Source organism: Streptococcus danieliae (assembly GCF_009767945.1).
Taxonomy (GTDB): Bacteria; Bacillota; Bacilli; order Lactobacillales; family Streptococcaceae; genus Streptococcus; species Streptococcus danieliae.
Genome location: NZ_WSRS01000188.1, coordinates 1 through 574 on the forward strand (window position 1 = coordinate 1; position 574 = coordinate 574).

The following is a 574-nucleotide window of genomic DNA, read 5'->3' on the forward strand; positions in this document are numbered from 1 at the left end:
GTGTTGAGATGGTTTTAACGTCAATCCGAATCCGGCTTCTTTCGAATTTCTATGAGATGCTTTCCCTGTGGTGGGGGACGGCAGCGACCTCTAACGAGTTCCATGCCTTAGTCGGGAACCCAAGTTTCCCGACTCCCCCCGATTCCAAGCCTGGTGGCTTGGAATCTTTTCACCACTGGGTTCCGCATCTCTTCTAATCCTTAGAAGCCTATGTGCGCTAACAGTTCCACTATAAGCATTTGAATCCACTGATAGAAATCCAACCTTCTATCCCTTCCCTCCTTAGAGGAGAGGTTTTTTAGACAGAGTAAACAGTATCAGCCTGCATCCAGTAAATTCTGGCAAAGAGATGCTCATGTTTCCGATAGCCAAAAGCAGAACGTTTCAGAAGCTTGATCTTATTGTTGGTCCCTTCAACGAGGCCATTGTTGTAAGGTACAGACAAAGCCAAGCGTATACTTTCTTCCTTCTTCAAAAGAAAGGCTAATTTATTACGAAAATTTTGAGGTAAAAATTCTGAGCTCCGACTTTCTCGAATCAAATCAAAGAAATAGTCGGCATTTCTATCCTTAAA

The 574-nt window shown here is 43.6% G+C and carries 2 protein-coding genes; one reads left to right on the forward strand and one right to left on the reverse strand.

What is annotated here, in order from left to right:
* Window positions 1–197 (forward strand): hypothetical protein (locus E5983_RS09370; RefSeq protein ID WP_160333520.1); only part of this gene is annotated, 197 nt, incomplete at its 5' end.
* A 101-nt stretch (window positions 198–298) separates the two neighbouring features.
* Here E5983_RS09370 and E5983_RS09375 read toward each other — a convergent pair.
* Window positions 299–574, reverse strand: a 276-nt coding sequence (locus tag E5983_RS09375) for a transposase (protein WP_160333521.1), incomplete at its 5' end; no start/stop codon positions are given.